General features: G+C 71.4%; 14 protein-coding genes. 12 read left to right on the top strand and 2 right to left on the bottom strand.

Annotated elements, in window-relative coordinates:
• The first annotated feature begins 66 nt into the window (after positions 1–66).
• The 9 genes from QOZ81_RS09690 to QOZ81_RS09650 are packed head-to-tail and all read left to right on the top strand — an operon-like array spanning position 67 to position 13406.
• Positions 67–2235, top strand: a complete 2169-nt coding sequence (locus tag QOZ81_RS09690) for a hypothetical protein (protein ID WP_291198359.1) — start codon at positions 67–69, stop codon at positions 2233–2235.
• Positions 2232–3179, top strand: a complete 948-nt coding sequence (locus QOZ81_RS09685) for a DUF1175 family protein (protein ID WP_291198363.1) — start codon at positions 2232–2234, stop codon at positions 3177–3179. Before QOZ81_RS09690 ends, QOZ81_RS09685 begins: the two co-directional genes overlap by 4 nt.
• A gap of 1 nt (position 3180) precedes the next feature.
• Positions 3181–7923: an alpha-2-macroglobulin family protein gene (locus QOZ81_RS09680; protein WP_291198366.1), complete on the top strand. Its 4743-nt coding sequence runs from the start codon at positions 3181–3183 to the stop codon at positions 7921–7923.
• A complete protein-coding gene (locus tag QOZ81_RS09675) occupies positions 7920–8783 on the top strand; it encodes a hypothetical protein (protein ID WP_291198369.1) in 864 nt (287 codons plus the stop codon). Before QOZ81_RS09680 ends, QOZ81_RS09675 begins: the two co-directional genes overlap by 4 nt.
• Entirely contained in the window at positions 8770–9579 is an 810-nt protein-coding gene (locus tag QOZ81_RS09670; protein ID WP_291198372.1) for a hypothetical protein, read from the top strand. Before QOZ81_RS09675 ends, QOZ81_RS09670 begins: the two co-directional genes overlap by 14 nt.
• Positions 9576–11042, top strand: coding sequence for a hypothetical protein (locus QOZ81_RS09665; protein ID WP_291198375.1), 1467 nt, complete (start codon positions 9576–9578; stop codon positions 11040–11042). The genes QOZ81_RS09670 and QOZ81_RS09665 overlap by 4 nt, the downstream gene beginning before the upstream one ends.
• Positions 11039–11305: a GIY-YIG nuclease family protein gene (locus tag QOZ81_RS09660; protein ID WP_291198378.1), complete on the top strand. Its 267-nt coding sequence runs from the start codon at positions 11039–11041 to the stop codon at positions 11303–11305. Before QOZ81_RS09665 ends, QOZ81_RS09660 begins: the two co-directional genes overlap by 4 nt.
• A gap of 10 nt (positions 11306–11315) precedes the next feature.
• Positions 11316–12758 carry a hypothetical protein gene (locus QOZ81_RS09655; protein ID WP_291198381.1) on the top strand — a complete coding sequence of 481 codons (1443 nt, stop codon included), beginning with the start codon at positions 11316–11318 and terminating at the stop codon, positions 12756–12758.
• 60 nt (positions 12759–12818) lie between these two features.
• Complete coding sequence (locus tag QOZ81_RS09650; RefSeq protein ID WP_291198384.1) at positions 12819–13406, top strand: YiiX/YebB-like N1pC/P60 family cysteine hydrolase; 588 nt, start codon at positions 12819–12821, stop codon at positions 13404–13406.
• Positions 13407–13418: 12 nt separating this feature from the next.
• Here QOZ81_RS09650 and rpe read toward each other — a convergent pair whose 3' ends face one another.
• Positions 13419–14126 carry a ribulose-phosphate 3-epimerase gene (gene rpe / locus QOZ81_RS09645; protein WP_291198387.1) on the bottom strand — a complete coding sequence of 236 codons (708 nt, stop codon included), beginning with the start codon at positions 14124–14126 and terminating at the stop codon, positions 13419–13421.
• Between the two features lie 136 nt (positions 14127–14262).
• On the opposite strand from rpe, the gene QOZ81_RS09640 reads away from it, so the two are divergent.
• The 3 genes from QOZ81_RS09640 to QOZ81_RS09630 all read left to right on the top strand — a co-directional run bounded on the left by QOZ81_RS09640 (position 14263) and on the right by QOZ81_RS09630 (position 15798).
• Positions 14263–14811 carry a DUF2975 domain-containing protein gene (locus tag QOZ81_RS09640; RefSeq protein WP_291198390.1) on the top strand — a complete coding sequence of 183 codons (549 nt, stop codon included), beginning with the start codon at positions 14263–14265 and terminating at the stop codon, positions 14809–14811.
• Positions 14811–15026, top strand: a complete 216-nt coding sequence (locus QOZ81_RS09635) for a helix-turn-helix domain-containing protein (protein ID WP_291198392.1) — start codon at positions 14811–14813, stop codon at positions 15024–15026. Before QOZ81_RS09640 ends, QOZ81_RS09635 begins: the two co-directional genes overlap by 1 nt.
• 106 nt (positions 15027–15132) lie before the next feature.
• Positions 15133–15798, top strand: coding sequence for a hypothetical protein (locus tag QOZ81_RS09630; protein ID WP_291198395.1), 666 nt, complete (start codon positions 15133–15135; stop codon positions 15796–15798).
• 7 nt (positions 15799–15805) lie between these two features.
• Here QOZ81_RS09630 and QOZ81_RS09625 read toward each other — a convergent pair whose 3' ends face one another.
• On the bottom strand, positions 15806–17410 hold the full coding sequence (locus QOZ81_RS09625) for an amidohydrolase (protein ID WP_291198398.1): 1605 nt from the start codon (positions 17408–17410) through the stop codon (positions 15806–15808).
• Positions 17411–17433: the final 23 nt, after the last annotated feature.

Below are 17433 nucleotides of genomic sequence, written 5' to 3'. Positions count from 1 at the left end.
GGCCGGGGCGCGGCTTGGTAGCATCGCTCGACACCGGAGGTTCCAGTGCGGGGCAGGGGAATGGGAATGCGACACATCGCGCAGGGATCGTGCGCGCTCGCCCTGAGCCTGGCGGCCTGGGCCCAGGGCCCCTCGCCGATTCCGGCCTGGGCTGCGGAGCGGGTCCAGGGATGGTCGGTCTACCACTACGATGCCCGCGGCAACCAGCAATGGACGGGGAAGAAATGGAACCAGTCCACCTCGGCGGATCAGCTGGCGGAGGCCCGGAACCGGCTGCGTAATGCCCAGGATCGCCGCGCGGCCCTGTGGGCCCTGACGGCCTGGCCCGTGGACCAGTGGGACGCCGCGGCCCTGAAGACCGGCGGCGCCGAGGCCGCGCAGTTCCTCTACCGGCGTGGCTATCGCCAGTACGGCCAGGACCCCTACGCCTATCTGAGCTCCCCGGACCGCCTGGAGCGGCCCTGGACCCACGGCCTGGGCCTGCACCTGGACAGGGGCGCCTGGCGTTTCCAGTGGATCCCCAGCCCGGCCCTGTTCACGCAGGGCGGCAGCGCGGCGCTGCCCAAGGGCATGGAGCAGGCGGCCCAGCCCGGCGTGCTCATCCACCTGAAGCAGCTGCGGCCCGGCCTGGAGAAGCTGGTGGCCCTGGCGGGCGGCGCGGGCGCGGCGGCCAACGGCGCGTCCACCGGCCTGGTGCCCGCCCTGGCCCAGGGCAGCCGCCTGGGCTTTGCCGTGCGGCACCTGGAGCCCTGGCTGAAGCAGGCCTCCCCGGCGCTCGAGCCCCTCGCGAACCGCGAGGCCTGGGTGCTGCACTACGGCACCGAGCGCGAAGGCGGCCGGAACCTCCAGGGCACGCTGGTCTTCATTCCCGGCGACCTGCCGACCCGCACCCAGCTGGTGATGGCGCTGCTCAAGCTGAATCCCCTGAGCTCGGGCGCCCGCAGCCGCGTCGTGAAGTGGACGGGCTCGGGCGTGACGACGGAGGTCCAGCAGCTGCGTGGCTCCGGTGGCGTCTTCCACCTCATCCAGAAGGCCGAGGGCACCTGGATCAGCGACCGCGAGGCGCCCCTTCGCGCCCTGCTGTTCCCGGGGGCCGAGCCGACCCTGGGCGAGCGCCAGGAGTGGGCGCGGGTGGCCCTCTCCGCCATGACCCCCGATACCGAGCTGTCCTTCTGGGTGGCGCCCCGCATCGGGGCGGACGCCGCCTTCGAGATCCAGGCCATCCGCCGCCGTCTCGCCAACGCCCAGCAGGGCACCTGGCCCAATCCCTTCGTGGCCAAGGCCGCGCCCCGCACCGGGGCCCTGACGGTGGCGCTGGGGGCGGGTCCCACCGAGAAGCTGGTGGAGGCGATCCTGCGCGTGGACGACGCCAGCGACTTCCGCCTGCCGCAGATGCCCGAGTTCGCCAACGGCGGTCAGGCCCTCAGCCCCGCGCAGATGAAGGGCTACCAGGACGCCCTGGCCCGGGCCCAGGAGCGCCAGCGTCAGCGGGCCTCCCTGAGGCAGGACGCCGTGGCCCTGCAGGCCTGCCTGGACCTGCGCGGCGCGGCCCTGCTCTGGAACGGCTGGGTGGGCGCGCCCGCACTGAATCCCGCCGAGAAGGCCTCGCTGGCGGAGCTGGCGCGACTGCGGCGCGAGGATCCCTGGCGGGCCATGCAGGCCCAGCGCGATGGCAAGATCGAGGCCTTCGGCGGCTTCGGCGAGCCGGGCATGACGCCCAGCCTGGCCCTGGCCCTGCCGGTGCAGGCCGCGAAGAAGCTTCAGGTGGAGAACCTGCTGAAGAAGCTCACGCCCCGGCTCTTCAAGGGCCAGAACCAGAAGCAGGCCTTCGGCACCGCCGAGGTCCACCGCGTCATGACCGCCCAGGCCTTCCGGCCCGCCTGGACCCTGGTGGCGGACACCCTGGTGCTGGGCACGGACGAGGCCGCCGTGAAGGCCGTGGCCGCGGGCCTGCAGGGCCAGGCGCCCACCCTGGCCGACAGCGAGTCCAAAGCCTGGGCCCGCATGGAGCTCGACGGTGCGCGCACCGCGAAGGAGCTGGAGAACCTGCTGCTGGCCTTCCTCCGCAGCCGCACCGGCAGCGGCTGGTGGATCGGCGAGACCACCACCGGCGATGAGGCCGCCGCGGAACTGGCCTTCAGCCTCGGCCCCTTCCTGGGCGCCGTGAAGGCCCTGGGGCCCGTGCGGATCGACTGGAACTGGACCCCTGGCGGCCTGGAGGGACGGCCGCGATGAAGCCCGTTCCCAGCCTGGTCGCGGCCTCGGCCGTGGTCGCAGTCGCCTTCGCGACCCTGGCCCCCGTCCGCCATGGGGTGGTGGTGGAGGCCGACCCCGCCAATCCGGTGCGCCATGTCCGCGTGGAGAGCCGCAGCCTGTTGGGCCTGAGGCGTCCCGGCTGGGGCGTGGCCCTGTCCGGGGCTCCGGCCTGGGGCAGCGCCACCGCGGGCTTCTACTTCACCGCCGACCACCCGGTGGTGGCGGTCGTCACCGCCTGGCCAGGATTCCGACAGTCCCTGTCCATGGCGCCCACGCCCGCGGCCTTCGCCGCGGCGCTCGGGGAGGAGGGCGACCGCGAGGCCTTCCGCACCTGGTTCGTGGCGCTGCTGGAGCAGCAGCTGGAGGGTCCCAGCCCCGCCTGGGAGCCCGCCCAGCGGGACTGCGCGGGCCTGCTGCGCTTCGCTTTCCGCGAGGCGCTGGCGAGCCACACCACCGCCTGGCGGGAGCGCGTGGCCTTCGCCGCTGGGCCACCGGGGCAGGATCCCTCGCCCCGCTTCGCCCCGGACTGGCGCCAGGGCTTCCCCACCCCCGAGGGGCCCCAGCCCTTCGCCAAGGGGGCCTACCTGCGCCGCCTCTCCTGCGTGCCCCTGGGCCGCGACCTGCAGCTGGCGCGGCCCGGCGACCTGATCTTCTTCGCCCGGGGCGGGGCCCACGCCCAGCCCGACCACGCCATGGCCTTCGTGAGGCCCGACGTGGACGGGGCGCCCATGCTGCTCTACCACACCGGCCCCGAAGGCAGCGGGCGCCAGCCCGGCGAGCTGCGCCGCGTGCGCCTCGACGACCTGCTGCACCACCCCGATCCCGACTTCCGTCCCCTGCTTGAGAACCCCGCCTTCCTGGGCCTCTACCGCTGGCGTTTGCTGGCGGGTGAAGCCCCCGACGCTTCCAACCCAAGGTCCTGACATGCGCTGGTTCCGCTCTGCCCTCACCCTGCTGCTCCCCGTGATCCTGCTGCTGCCCACCCTGGGCACGGCCCAGAAGCGCGCGGCCGAAGGCCCCTGGCGCGAAGGCGGCTGGACCGGCGCCTTCGCCACCCTGCGGCCCACCCTGCCGGGCAAGCCGGGCCAGCTGGAGGCCGCGGGCCCCATCCCCGCCGAGGCCCGCATCCGCATCTACCGCGTGGAGGATCCGGAGGCCTTCCTGAAGAAGGTGCTGCTGGAGCGCGGCACGGCCGTGGCCGAAGGCGGGCGCGGCGTGCAGGATCCCCTGGACGTGCTGCGTGAGGCCGTGCTCTGGGGCGGCCGGCGCGCCTTCGTCACCGTGCATCGCACCGCCACCCAGGTGCTGCGGGACGCCGCCAAACAGACGGATCGCCTGACCTCCGCCAGGACCAGCCCCGCACGGGTGCGCGAAGGTTCGGCGCTTCCCCTGGAAGGCCAGGCCGGCATCACCTTCGTGACCGAGATCGTGCCGAAGGTGAGCGAGGACATCACCGGGAAAAAGGGACACGAGGACGACGAGTCCGGCGACGAGGGCTTCCTCAGCCGCGTGGAGCTGCCCGCCCAGCCCGCGGGCCTGTACCTGGTGGAGGTGCTGCGCGGCACGGAGGCGGCCTATGTCCCCTGGATGGTCACGGACCTAGCCCTGCTCTCGGAGCAGGACGGCGCGAAGCTCCGCGTCCAGGCGGTGGATGCCCGGGATGGCGCCGTGAAACCGGGTGCGGCCGGCCAGCTCATCGAAGGAACGAAAATGCAGGCCCTGGCCTTCGACGCCACCGGTCGGGCCGAGGCCCTGGTCACCCCCGGCGTGCGCCGGGTGGTGCTGGCCCGCAGCGGCGCCAGCCTGGCCATCCTCGCCAGCGAGGGCCAGAGCGCCGCCTCCGTGCGCCAGCGCCTCTATGCCTTCACGGAGCGACCCCTCTACCGGCCCGGCCAGGAGGTCTTCGCCAAGGCGATCCTGCGGCGCGTGGAGGAGGGCGAGAACCGCGTGGTGAGCGGTACCCAGACCCTGGCCTTCACCGTGCTGGATCCCGAGGACACCAAGGTCACCGAGGGCCAGGCCAAGCTCCTGAACGCGGAGACTGGCACCTACGCCGCCCAGTTCACCCTGCCGGGCGCGGGGCGCCTGGGCCTCTACCGCATCGTCTTCCAGGGCCCCCAGGGGCCCGGCCAGGCCGAGTTCAAGGTGGAGCAGTTCGTGAAACCCGCCTTCGAGGTGAAGGTCACCACCGAGAAGACCAAGGTGGGCCTGGGCGATGCGCTCAGCTTCCACGCCAACGCCCGCTACTTCTATGGCGCCGCCGTGCGGGGCGCCAAGGCGGACTGGTTCCTCTACAAGGTGGTGCCGCCCAAGTCCAAGTGGATCTGGGACGACGAGGACTCGGGCCCTGCGCCGGAGCTGATGGAGAGTGGCCAGCTTGAGCTCGACGACGAGGGCCAGGCCGACCTGCTCAGCTTCAAGGCGGAAAGCGATGGCCTCTGGCGCATGGTGGTGAAGGTCGCGGATGCCGCGGGCCAGCGCAACAGCGGCCAGGCCCAGGTGCGCGCCGCCGCCGGCGACCTGGTGCTGATGATCGCAGCGGACCGCCAGGTGGCGCTGCCCGGCAAGCCCTTCCAGGTGACGGCGCGGGCCCTGGATCTGGATGGCAAGGAGGTGCCGGGCATCGCCATCGCCCTGCGGGCCGCCCGCATCGTGGCCCTGAAGGACAGCGCCTATTGGTGGTCGCGGCCCAATGCCCTGAAGCCCGGCGAGACCGTGGCCTCGGCCCAGGGCCCCCAGGCCATGCTGAGCATCCCCGAGGGCGGCGCCTTCCTGCTGGTGGCCGAGGCGAAGGATTCCAAGGGTCGCCCCGTGGTGGCCCAGCGCCAGATCACCGTGGCCGCGGAAGGCACGCCGCTGCCCGCGGTGCCGGATCTCCGCGCCGCCGCCGACAAGCCCGAGTACCAGCCCGGCGACGTGGCCCGTGTGCTCGTGCAGCTGCCCCGCCCCAAGCTCACCCTGCACTGGGCCATCGAGCACGAGGGCCTGGGCCAGCGCCAGAGCCGCGCGGTGCCGGGCACCACGGCGCTGGTGGACATCCCCATCACCGCCGCCATGCAGCCCAATGTCTGGGCCGTCTTCGAGATCGTGGCCGAGGGCCGCCGCCAGCTGGTGGAGGTGCCCATCCGCGTGCCCAAGCGGGACCGGCGGCTTTCGGTGGCCGTCACCACGGACAAGGAGCGCTACCAGCCCGGCCAGCCCATGAAGGTCTCCGTGGCGGTCACGGATGCCGCCGGAAAGCCAACGGCCGCCGACCTCAGCGTGGGCGTGGTGGACGAGGCCATCTACGCCCTGAGCCAGGAGCTGCACCCCGATCCCGTGCGCTTCTTCCACCCCACGCGCCGCCACGGCGTGCTGCGCTCGGGATCGACGGACTGGAGCTTCCACGACCTGCTGCGCCGCCAGCGTCCCGTGTGGAGCCTCAAGCAGACCAAGCGCGGCGACTTCAAGGCCGATGACGACGACAAGGTGCGCCAGAACTTCAAGGACACGGCCCACTGGACCCCCTTCGTGGCCGCGGGCCGCGATGGCAGGGCCAGCGTGGACCTGGTGCTGCCGGACAACCTCACGGCCTGGCGCGCCACGGCCACGGCCATCACCAGCGATACCAAGGTGGGCGTGGGGCGCAGCTCCAAGCCGTCCTCGAAGCCCCTGCAGGTGGCGCTCACCCTGCCGCGCACGCTGAGCGTGGGCGAGGAGGCCCGGGCCATCGCCCTGGTGCGCAACCTCTCCGGTCAGCCCATTAACGGGAAGATCAGGCTGGAAGTCCAGAACGGCCGCTTCGCCGGCACGCCCGAGGGCACCTTCAGCCTCCAGGATCAGGGCGAGTACCGCTTCGCCCTGCCGCTGTTCTCGGACAAGACGGGGCCCCTGACCGTCACGGCCCGCGTGGAAGGCGGTGGCCTCAAGGATGCCGAGCGCCAGCGCGTCACCGTGCAGGACCAGCTGGTGCCCGCCTCCATGTCGGGCTCGGTGGTGCTGGATGGGGGCGCCCAGACCTTCACCCTGCCCGCGCCGCCCTCCGCCAAGGGGGACGCCATGCTGGTGCTCACGCCTGTCGGGAATCTGGAGCACCTGGCGGGGCCTTCGCTGCCCTACCTCATCGGCTACCCGTACGGCTGCGTGGAGCAGACCCTGTCCAGCTTCGTGCCCAACCTGCTGGTGGCGGACCTGGTGAAGCAGGGCGCCATGCCCAACCTGGACTGGAAGCAGCTCACGGACCTGGACCGCAACATCCGCGACGGCGTGTTCAAGGTCTACGGCTACCAGCAGCCCAACGGCGGCTGGGGCTGGTACGCGCCCAATGACTTCGGCATGGAGGCCAACCCCCACACCACGGGCTACGCCATCCAGAGCTTCGCCACCATGAAGCGCCTGGGCTACGCCGTGGACGAAGGCGTCTACCGCCGGGGCCGCATGGCGGCGCTGAGCCTCTTCCAGCAGGTGGCGCGGCAGGCGGACCAGGGCGGCCGGGTGGCCGGCTCCAAGAGCCCCGACCCCGAAGGCGATGCCGCCTTCCTGCTCATGGCCCTGGCCCAGACCGGGGAGCCCATCGCCGGGCTCATCGACAGCTCCGCCGACAAGGTGCTGGCCGGGAAGTGGGCCGGCACCCACGTCCACGCCATGGTCGCCCTGGCCGCCGCTGCGGCGAAGCATCCCAAGGCCGCGGCCCTGGCCGAGCGCCTGGAGCAACGGGCCGTGCTGAAGGGCGGCCTGGCCCGCTGGGAGGGGCGCCGCGAGACCTGGTGGAGCTACAACTCGGGGGACATCGTCCCGACCGTGATGGCCCTCAAGGCCCTCTGCCTGGCGCGACCCCAGTCGCCCCTGATCCGCCAGGGTGAGACCTTCCTGGCCTCGGAGTACCGCGGCTACGGCTGGTATTCCACCTGGAGCACGGGCCAGATCGTGGACCTGCTGCCCTACCTCATGAAGACCCGGAAGCTGGACTTCGGCCCCCTGGCCATCCAGGCGGCGGTGCAGGGCGGCCCCTCCTTCGAGTTCAAGGAGCGCCCCGAGTCACGGCGCTGGAACGCCCGGGAGCCGCGGCCCGGCAGCTACGTCATGGCCGAGCCGAAGCCGGTGACCGTCACCGCCAGCGGCAGGGGCCTGCTGGTGTGGACCTACGCCTACCAGGTGCCGGGCAGCGCCGCGGGCGTGCCGAAGGGCGAGGCTTCCTCCGCCCTGCGCCTGGCCGTGACGCGGAACCTCTGGCGGCTGAAGACGCCGCAGCAGACCGGGAATGCCCGCCAGGGCTGGGTCCGCGAGCCCTGGACCGGAATCATGAAGGCCGGCGAGGAGGCCTGGATGCAGGTGCAGTTCCGCACGGACCGCGACGCCGACTACGTGATGCTGGAGGTGCCCATCCCCGGCGGCCTCAACCCCACGGTGAAGCTGGAAGGTTTCGTGCTGGAGGGCAAGGCCTTCACGGAGGAAGGTTCATCTGATGTCTGGACGAAGCCCCGCATCGAGGTGCACCCGGACAAGGTGACCTTCCTGTTCCACCGGGCCTGGAGCTGGAATACGCACACGGTGCGCATCCACCTGCGGGCCGGCATGGCGGGCAGCTACCGCCTGCGGCCGGCCAAGCTGAGCCTCATGTCGAACGAGGGGCAGTGGGCCACCTGCGATGGCCTCGACCTCAAGGTGCAGGACGGAGGTGCGCGATGAGACCGCTGCTGATGCTGGCCCTGCTCTTCGCCGCCCCGGGCCTGATGGCGCAGAAGGCCGCCAAGCTCAAGCCGCCCGTGGTGGCGTCCTACGCACCGGACCTCAAGCTCTGGCGCCTGGAGGTCGCGCCGGATCTCGGCGGCTGGTCCAGCGACCGCACCGTGAACCTGCGGCTCAAGCTGGTGGATCCGAAGGACCCGAACCCCCCGAAGGATGAGCCCGGGCGACGCTATTACGACGATTACGAGGACGAGGGCGGCTACGATCCCGGCGGGGAGGACACCCGCACCGCCGAGCAGCTGCGGCAGGCGCGGCTGGAGCGGGAGGCCGAGACCGCCCGCCAGGCCTGGCGGGCGCGCACGCTGAAGGTGTGGTTCAACGGCGCGACGCTCAGCTGGTCCGTCCGCGTGGGGCACACCCTGAACACCGACCTGACGGCCCAGAATGGCGAGAACCGCCTGGAGATCCTGGAACCCGACTCGGGCCTCCGGGTGGTGCGCAGCTGGTGGGTGTCCACGGCGCGGACCCGCCTGCGGGTGGTGTCCATCCACGCCAACGACGAATACACCGGCGGCAGCCTCCAGGTGCTGGAGCCCGATGGCGCCGTGGCCGAGGGCGGCCGCCGCACGGCCTCCGGCGGCATGCTGCGCTGGTCCGGCGAATACACCCACGACACCCCGCCGCCCGGCACCTACACGCTGAAGTGGATGGGCGGCTGGCGGGGCGGCAAGCCCGCCCGCATCAAGGTGGAGGCCGTGCTGGATGGCGGCACCGACCAGGAGCGCCGCTGGACCTGGGAGCGCCTCATCCTCCCCGGGGCCGGGCCGGTGACCATGGGGACCTTTGATGTGGAACCTTAGAGTGCTGCTGCCGGTATTCCTCGGCACCCTGCTGCTGTGCGCCCAGTCAGCGCCCGCTCCGCTGAAGGAGCCCGCTCTGAAGCCGGGTGAGGGCTTTGCCATCACGCTCGGGGACGGCGAGGTGCGGAGCTACGGCGAGGCGAAGAAGGAGGCCCCCATGGGCAGCCTGGCCAAGCTGGTGTGGCTGCGCATGGAGGGGGCCGACTGGGCCAGCCGGAACGTGCGGTTCAAGTGCACGGGCGCCGCCGGGCCCTTCGTCTGCTGGAACCGCGAGGGGCACGGCCGGGTGGATCTGGGCAAGGCGCTGCAGGAGAGCTGCAACCTGGCCTTCCTCTTCTGGATCCAGGACGCGCAGGCGCACTGGAGGGCCGACTACGGCGAGGCCGCGGCGAGGGTGCGGATGGAGGAGGTCTTCGCGCCCTTCCTGGGCCGCCGGCTGCCGCCCGGCGAGACGCTGCCGCCCCTGACGGCGGCCTGGGTCGGGGATGGGGACCTGCTGCGCACCAGCGCCGAGGGCTTCCTGCGCTGGCTGATGGAACCGGAGCAGTCCGAGGTGGTGTCTTTCGGGAAACGCTTCCTGGCGGGCACCTGGGTGGAGTTCCAGGCGCTGTTCGGCAAGGAGGACTGGTGGTTCAAGACCGGCACCGCCCCCGTGCCCGGGGAACCCGCGGCCACCAGCGCCTGGGTGGCGGGGGGCCGCGGATCGGCCCTGGTGGTCTTGCACCTGCCCCGGGGGCGGGGGAAGGCGGAAGGCCTGGCCCGCATCCGGGAGATCCTGGGACTGAAAACCAGATGATGATTCTGGTCGCGCCTGCACCGCCCTTCACGCCGCCGACCTTCGAGGGGGATCCCGGCGCCCAGGCGCCCATCGAGGAGGCCCTCCGGGCGGCCCTGGCGGCCACCGCCGCCCAGGGTCCCTGGCCCGCCGGTCCCTGGCGGGTCCGGCTGCATGCCGAGGCCATCGCCTTCGAACGGGCCACCGGCGCACCCCCAGGGCGCAGCGGCCAGTGGGTGGGGGAGGTCCTGCACCTGCGCCCCTGGGAGCAGCTGAAGCGGCGCGACCTCGGCGCCATCCTGCGCCACGAGCTGACCCACCGGCGCCTGACCGGTCGGGACCTGCACCGCTGGGAGGAGGAGGCCCGCTGCCTCTGGGCCGAATCCCACCGCCGCCTGCCGAAGGCGTGGCCATCGGCGCCCGCGGCCGCGCTGCAGGCCCGCCTGGACCGCGCCCTGGCCGGTGGCACCACGCGGGAGCAGGCCTGGTCGTACCGCTGGCTCCGCGCCTGGCTGCGGCGTGAGCCCCTGCCTGCGCCGCCGGGGCGGACGCCGGAGCCCGAGGCCTGGGTGAAGGAGGCCCTGACGGCGGCCGACTCCGTCACCGTGGTCTGGCCCCCCGAGCGCCTGCGGGGCCCGCTGGTGGTGAACGGCCAGCGGCTGCCGCACCGCATCGGGAGGACCTGGCGCTTCCGGGGGCGCGTCCGTTTCCCGCAGGCTTTTCCCGTGCGCGACCTCCGCGGCCTCGTGCGGATCAGCGCCGAGACCCGGGGCTGGCGCCTCGTCTGGACCGCCTCGCGGGCCGCCTGGATCGCGGCCGCCACCGAGGGCGAGCTGGGCGCCGATGCGCCCTTCGAGGCCCGTCGCGCCCTGGCCGCCGTGCTGGGTCGCTGGCTGGAGGGCCATCCGCGGCAGCATGAGGGGGGCGCGCTCTGTCCGCTCACGCACTGCGCCGTGGTGCGGGGCGCGGCCTCGGCGGACACGGCGGGGGCCGTGGCGGTTTCGCCGGAGCTGAACCTGGACGCGCGCTGGGCCTTCTTCACGGGCTCGGCCGGCGGTCACGCCCTCAGCCCCCGGGGGGTCTGGGGCGAGGGACCGGCGGAGACAGGCGGGGCCTCCGTGGTACCCGAGGATCGCTGGGCCACCTGGGAACGCACCCTCAGCGCCGCGCAGGTCGCCGCGCTGAAGCGCGACCTGCGGCCGGGTCTGAGACCGGGCCAGCAGGGGCTCCGGCTGGGAGAGTCGGGACCCTATGCCGTGGAGGACCTGCGCCTCGCCGCGGGCCGGCGCTTCGGCTGGACTGCCTGGCCCAGCAACGCCTGCGAAGGCGACATCCAGCCGGACGGTTCGCTGCGCCTGCGGGGCCGCGGCTGGGGCCACAACGTGGGTCTCTGCCTGGCCACGGCCCGCTTCCGGGCCGGGCAGGGTGCCACCGCCGAGCAGATCCTGGCCGAGGCCTTTCCCGTGTCCTGGCGCCTGCCGTGACCTGGTCGGTGTACCTGCTCCAGTGCGGCGATGGCACGCTCTACTGCGGCATTGCCCTGGACGTGGCGGCGCGGCTGGCCCAGCACCAGGCCGGAAAGGGCGCCAAGTACACGCGGGGCCGGGGGCCGCTGGAGCTGGTCTACCGGGAGGCCTGCGGCACCAAGGCGGAGGCCCTGCGTCGGGAGCGGGCGGTCAAGCGCATGTCGAGGGCCGGGAAGCTCCAGCTTGCGAGATCGATGGCTGGAACGATGGATCCCCAATGAGGAGGAACGCATGGATAGGAACCACCCCGATGGCGAGGGCGCGCTGGATCCTGCTCTGGAGGCCGCAGGGACGTTGAGTCCGGATGCGGGATCCCGTCTGGCCCTTCCCTGGCGGCCGCTCTTCATTAGCCTGGGGGCGATGGGTGCCATCCTGCTGCTGGGTTGGCTGGACCTGCCCATGGTGAACCGCGACATGAACTCCGTGCTGTTGGGGGTCTCCCACGAAATCCGGGGGCATTTCCCGCTGCTCAGGCTGGGGCTGGGCCCCGTGGTCTCGGGTTTCCTCCTCGTCGAGCTGGCGGCCCTGGTCGTGCCCGCCTGGCGGGAATGGCGGCTGAACGGACCCGGGGGGCGAGCGCGCCTCCGGACGGCTGCCCTCCTCGTGGGCCTGGGGATGGCGGCCCTCCAGTCCTTCAGCCTCGTGCAGCTCATGAAGGCGAACCGTTTCATCGGACACGACACCCTCACCCTCCTCGCCACCTGGATGGCCCTCATGGCCGGGGTCTGGATCCTCCTCGCCCTGATGCGCGTGATCGACCGCCACGGCCTGGGCAGCGGCTTTTCCGTCGTGCTGCTGGGACTTCTGGCCAGCGAGGCGCAGCGGGCCGCCGTGAAGAACCACCTCTTCTTCCGGGGCACCCCCACGCGGCTGATGGTGCTGACCCTGCTGGTGGTGCTCCTGTCGCTGGCGTTCCGCCGCGAGGCCGGGGGAACGGGCCGGCCCGCCCGCCGCATGGATCTTCCCTTCCCCGCCTGTGGGCTCCAACCCTACTTCCTGCCCTTGCTCGCCCTGACCCTGCTCACGGCCCTCAGGCTGGGGTTCAGGGCCTTTTCCATGCCCCAGGTCCGCGATCCCTTCGCGGTCCTGGCGGGTCGGTTGAACGACACCGTCTTCCTGGGGGTCGCGCTCCTGGTGAGTGTTCCCCTGTTCACCCTGCTGTTCAACTGGCCTGGCCATGTGGCAGATGCCTGGAACCGGCGCCACGCCGGCCAGGAGGAGGCGCACCTGCGCGAGGCCTGGCGCGCCGTGGCCCGTTCCATGGTGCAGTCCGCGGGCTTCCTCATCGGTCTCCTGGCGCTTCGTGGCCTCCTGCTGAGGGAAAGGGATCCCATGGACCTGGTGAGCCTGGTGCTGCTCATGGCCATCGCCACGGACCTGGTCCGGGAGTGGGGCTTCCGGATCCAGCACGGCGCCCTCGCGTCCGCCTGGCCCCTCCACCGGGTCCACGCGCTGGGACCCGCGCTGGAGACCCTTCAGGAGGCGGGCATTCCGGCCTTTGCCAGGGGGCTGCACCACCGGTCGCTGCTCCAGTTCTTCGGCCCCATGGTGCCCGTGGATCTCCTCGTTCCCGAAACACGGGTGGAGGAGGCCTCGGGGCTGTTGCATGAGCTCCTGGTCCCGGTCGGGAGCGCTTCAGCCGAAGAAGGCGAACCTGTCCCCACGGGGGAATAGGGACGGATTCAACCCGGTGGCGGTCCGGGTGTCTGCGGCCGGCCCATGCGAGAATGCCGCATGCGCTCCCCAGGCCCCATCCTGCTCATGATGTCTCTTCTGCTGGGATGCGCCACGCCCATCGTCGTGCATCCGCCCGCGGACCGTCCGGCGCGGGAGGCGCTGGCTCTGCGGGAAGTGACCCGCCTGGGCCAGCCCGGCGACTGGCTGGTGATGCGCGGGTACCACGCCACGGACAACCTGGTAAGCGCGCTCACCGCCGAGCCCTTCAGCCATGTGGCGGTGCTCGATGCCGAGCACAACCAGGTCATCGAGGCCGAGGGCAGGGGCCTCCATACGGCGCCCCTGGCGGACTTCCTGCACCGCGCCCACCGCGTGATCCTCATGCGCCCCATGTGGGCCACCACGCCGGAGCGCCAGCGGGCCGCCGTGGAGAAGGCCCGGTCCCTGGTGGGCCGTCCCTACGACTTCACCGGTCTGATCGGGCTGAACGTGGCCGACCGCTACTACTGCAGCGAGCTGGCGGTGGCGGCCTATGCGCCCCATGCCTCGCGGAAGGACCGGCTGCCCCTGGTCATTCCGCCCGGGGACATGCATTTCTGGGCGACCATCCTCTGGGACAGCGGGCCGGTGCCGACCTCGCACTGATCCGAACGCGATTCAGCGCCCCTTGGCCATCTCGCCCAGCAGGCCCGCCGCGGCGGCTTTCGGATCCTCGGCCTTGAAGAAGGCATTGCCCGCCACCAGGGCATCGGCGCCGACGCGGACGAGCTCGGCGGCGTTCTTCATGCCCACGCCGCCATCCACCTCGATGAAGAAGGGGATGCCGCGCTCGGTGCGCAGGGCATCGAGCCGCTTCACCTTGTCGAGCACGCGGGGGATGAAGCTCTGGCCGCCGAAGCCGGGGTTCACGCTCATGAGCAGCACGAAGTCGAAGTCCCCGACCAGGTCCACCAGCGTGTCCACGGGCGTGCCGGGGTTCAGCACCACGCCGGCCTTGCCGCCGGCCTTCCGGATGGCGTCCAGGGTGCGGTGCAGGTGGGGATCGGCCTCCTGGTGGATGCTCACCCAGTCGGCGCCGGCCTTCACGAAGTCGGCGGCGTAGCGCAGGGGTTCCACGATCATCAGGTGGCAGTCCAGGGGCAGGGTGGTGGCCCTGCGCAGGCTCTCCACCACGGGCAGGCCGATGGTGATGTTGGGCACGAAGCGGCCGTCCATGACGTCCACGTGGACCACCTGGGCACCGGAGGCCTCGATCATGCGCAGTTCCTCGCCCAGCCGCGTGAAGTCGGCGGAGAGCAGCGAGGGCGCGAGCAGGGGGGAGGCGGGGCGGAGGCTCATGGGTCCAGTATTCCAGAGGCGCGTCATGGCAGGGCTCCTGCGGGGCGGACGGGGTTGCCGGAGCCTAGGAAGGTGATGCATGGCAAGATGATTATTGTAAAAAAATAAATAATTGCGTAACAACAGAAAAAAATTATCTTTGAATAAATAGCAGGAGGCCCGAATGAACTCGAGCCGGCACCTCAATACAGTCATCCGAGGAAGCCGCATCCTGGCTCCCCTGTCGCTGATCGCTGCCCTCATCTGGCCGCTGGTCGAGGTGGGTTGGATGCTGTGGACCCCGGCGCCCGATCTGTGTCGCGAGTTTTCCATCCACCTCACCACAGGAGGAAGCGTCATTTTGAAGCTTTGGCAGCGCGTGGCACTCGCGACGCTGGCCGCTGTTCCCGCTTTGGCGGCCAGCATGGGATTGTGGGCACTCCATCGCTGCTTCCGGTTCTTTACGACCGGGGAGTTCTTCAGTGTCCAGACCATCCAGTCGCTTCGACGTTGCGCGGGGTGGACCTTCTGCTCGGTGGCCCTGGAATTCATCACGCACCCGATGGCCACAGGGGTGCTGACGGCCAACTTCCCCAGCGGGGAGCACGAAATCTTGTTCTCAGTCGGCTCCCACGCCTTTCAAACGCTCCTGGTCGCAGGCACCGTCTGGGTGATTTCTGGGGCCATGGCGGAGGCGGGGCGTCTCGCTGACGAGAATGCGCAGTTCGTCTGATGCCAATCATTCTTCGGCTCGACGTCATGCTGGCAGAGCGAAAGGTCCGCTCCAAGGAACTGGCAGAGCATGTCGGCATCACCGAGGCCAATCTGTCCTTGCTTAAGCAGGGCAAGGTCAAGGGGGTGCGCTTCGACACGCTGGAGAAGATCTGCGCGTATCTGCGATGCCAGCCGGGGGACCTCCTGCGTTATGACCCTGGGGCGGAGCCCTGAGGCGTCACCATTCGAGTCGTCTCACTGAAGTTTGTGCAATCAAGGCCTTCACTCCAACCACTGCGGAGGTGCCATGATCAGCCTATTCGTTCCTTCCCCTCGGAGCTTGGCCAGATCCACCTTCTGGCTGGCCCTCATCCTGGTTCAGATGATCGGCTGCGCGAGGATCTATCGGCCCATCACGTTGGCGCCCGCACCCGTCCACGGAGCCTCGGAAGACGTGCGCGCCTCGGTTCACCTTCAACCCTGGGGTGACAACAGCCGGTACATGGACCGGGCGCACAGCGCGGGGGTTCAGATGCTGGTCCTGACCGTGACCAATGGCCTGGACCACCCTGTGCGGGCCACCCTCGATTCCGGGCCCATCCAGGGGCATTGGCTGAGTCCCGACCAGGCCCATGCCTTGATCAGGCAGAGCCGCATGGGGTTCGCCCTCTACCCGATCGGGTCCCTGGCCGTGTTCCCACCAGGCCAGACCGGAGCGTGGTCCGCCCTGGCCAACACCCTTTCCGCCATCTCCTTTGGCGCCACCTTCACCATCGCCCTGTCCAACGCGGCGGTGGCGAACCGCAGCAACCAGAAGCTCGAGGCCTTCTTCCAGCAGAATGCCTGGGCCGACGGCGAAGTCCCACCGTCGGGCAGTCGCCGGGGCCTGCTGTGGTTCCGACCGTCCCAGCCCCTCCGCGCACCCGCCACGGTCCGCCTTCAGATCGTGGATGACCAGGGCTCGCGCGTGCTCGAAGTTCCGGTGCCGGAACCACCGGCACAGTAGGTGTGGTTCACGGGCGAACCGGTACCTCCGCCCCGTTCACCCACAGCCGTCCTGGCCGCACCTTCCGCAGGGCCTCGGGCGTGATCTCCCCCAGGGGCGCCTGCACCCAGAGCAGGTCGGCCACGGCGCCCTTCTGGAGGGTGCCCAGTTCCTTGGCCCGGCCCAGGGCCGTGGCGTTGCCGCCGGTGTAGGCGCGGACGCTCTCCATGCGGGAGAGCCGCTGGCCGGGCAGGAAGCCGCCCGGAGGGTCGCCCTGGGGATCCTGCCGCGTCTCGGCGGCGGCGAGGCTCACGAAGGGATTGGCGTCTTCAACGGGGGCATCGCTGCCGAAGGCGAGCAGGGCGCCGCCCGCGACGAAGCTGCGCCAGGGGAAGGCCTCGTCCACGCGCCCGGGGCCCAGGCGGGCGGGCGTCCAGCTGTGATCCGAGGTGCAGTGCACCGGCTGCACGCTGGCCACCACGCCCAGCTTGCCGAAGCGGGCGGCATCTTCCGCGGTGACGATCTGGGCGTGTTCGATGCGCGGGGGCAGGGCGCCCTTGCCCTTCTTCATGGCCTCGGCCAGCAGGTCCAGGGCCGCGCGGTTGGCGGCGTCCCCGATGGCGTGGATGGCGGGCTGGTAGCCGGCGCGCAGCGTGATGGCCGCATCGGCGCCGACCCTGGCGGGATCCGTGACCCACAACCCCTTCGTGGCGGGCTCGTCCGCGTAGGGCGCCAGCAGGCGTGCGCCGCGGCTGCCCAGGGCGCCGTCCAGGTAGAACTTCACGCCCTGCACCTGGAAGAAGGAGAGCGGCTTGTGCTTGCCGGGCCGCAGCTCCCGCAGCATGAGGTCGTGGTCATGGGCCAGGTAGGCGAAGACGCGGATGGGTAGAGTGCCGGCCTCGGCCAGCCGGCGGTAGGCGGCCAGCTCGCGGCCGTCCACGCCCATGTCGGCCACGGCGGTGAAGCCGTCGGCCCGCAGGGCCAGGAGGCCGGCCCGGAGCCGGGCTTCCACCTCGGCGTCCGTGGGCGCCGGGATGTGCTTCGTCACCAGGTCCATGGCCGCGTCCAGCAGGATGCCGTTGGGGCGCCCATAGGCGTCCTTGAGGATGCGTCCGCCCTGGGGATCCGGCGTGTCGGGCCCGATGCCCGCGATGGCCAGGGCGGCGGTGTTCACCCATACGGCGTGACCGTCCACCCGCTGGAGGCAGACCGGACGGCCGCCGATCAGTGCGTCCAGATCCAGGGCCCGCGGGAAGCCCTTGGCGGGCCAGCGGTTCTGGTCCCAGCCGCGGCCCTGCAGCCAGCCCTCGGGATGGGCGGCGGCCCATTCGCGGATACGCCCGAGGGTCTCCGGCAGACTATCCAGCCCCACGAGGTCGACCTTCCAGCCCAGGGCCCCCAGGCCGCCCACGTGGGCATGGCCCTCGATCAGGCCCGGCAGGAGGGTGCCGCCCGGAAGATCCACCCGCTCGGCCTTCGGGTGGGATCGGGCGAGGGACTCGAGGGGGCCCACGGCCAGGATCCTCCCCTTCTGGATGGCCACGGCCTGGCCCTTCTGCGGGCCCTGAGAAGTCCAGACATCGGCGCCGGTGAGGAGCTGGACATGGGCGGGGGGCGGAGGCGGCAGGGGCATGGGGACTCTCGGAGGGGAAGGGC

It is taken from the genome of Geothrix sp. (genome assembly GCF_030219325.1).
GTDB lineage: Bacteria > Acidobacteriota > Holophagae > Holophagales > Holophagaceae > Geothrix.
This window is presented reverse-complemented; position numbering and strand designations above follow the sequence as displayed.